The following is a 927-nucleotide window of genomic DNA, read 5'->3' as shown; positions in this document are numbered from 1 at the left end:
ACTGACCTTCGACTCCTCAAGGTTGAGGATGTTGTCGGTCGTCACCGGGTTGATGGTCAGCGTGGCTACCGGCGGAATCAGGTCAACGGTGTAGGCATGGTCGGCCACGGCGGTGCCGGAGTTGCCGGCGATATCGTGGGCCACCAGGGTGGCGTGGATATTGGTCTCCTTGGCCAGATCCGCACCGCTGACGGCGACGCTCCAATCACCCGAAGCGTTGACCGCCGCGCTGTAGACATGGCCGTTCAGCGTGAAGGTCACCAGGTCGCCGGCCAGGAACTCGCCGCCGGCCTTGCCGCTGATGGTCTGGCTGGTCTGCGATTCGGCCAGGTTGACGATGTCGTCACCGGCCACCACGTTGATGGTCAGCGTCGCTACCGGCGGCACCGTGTCCACGCGGTAGGCATGGTCGGCCGAGACGGAGCTGATGTTGCCCGCCCTGTCGTGTGCCACCAGGGTGGCGTGGATATTGGTTTCCTTGGCCAGGTCGGAGCCGGCTACGGAGACGTTCCAGTCACCCGAGCCACTGACGGCGGTGCTGTAGGCATGGCCGTTCAGCGTGAAGCTGACGACGTCGCCGGCCTTGAACTCGCCCATGACCGTGCCGCTGATGGTCTGGTTGGTTTGCGATTCGGCCAGGTTGAGGATGTCGTCACCGGCCACCACGTCGATGCTCAGAATGGGCTTGCCGGGATCGATGATCACGGTGTAGGAGTGATCAGCCGTCGCGCTGCCAACGTTACCCGCTGCGTCGTGGGCGATCAGCGTGGCGTGGATGTTGTCTGCCTTGGCCAGGTCGGAACCGGCCACGGAGACGCTCCAGTCACCTGAGGCGTTGACCGCGGCGCTGTAGGTGGTGCCATTCAGCGTAAAGCTGACGACGTCACCGGCGAGGAACTCACCACCGGCCTTGCCGCTGATGGTCTG

The 927-nt window shown here is 64.3% G+C and carries 1 protein-coding gene; it reads right to left on the bottom strand.

The features are described 5' to 3' along the window. Positions 1-927, bottom strand: a 927-nt coding sequence (locus N5C91_RS31810) for an Ig-like domain-containing protein (protein ID WP_279834512.1), incomplete at both ends; no start/stop codon positions are given.

The sequence above is a fragment of the Pseudomonas sp. GD03903 genome, from assembly GCF_029840045.1.
GTDB lineage: Bacteria > Pseudomonadota > Gammaproteobacteria > Pseudomonadales > Pseudomonadaceae > Pseudomonas > Pseudomonas pseudonitroreducens.
This window is presented reverse-complemented; position numbering and strand designations above follow the sequence as displayed.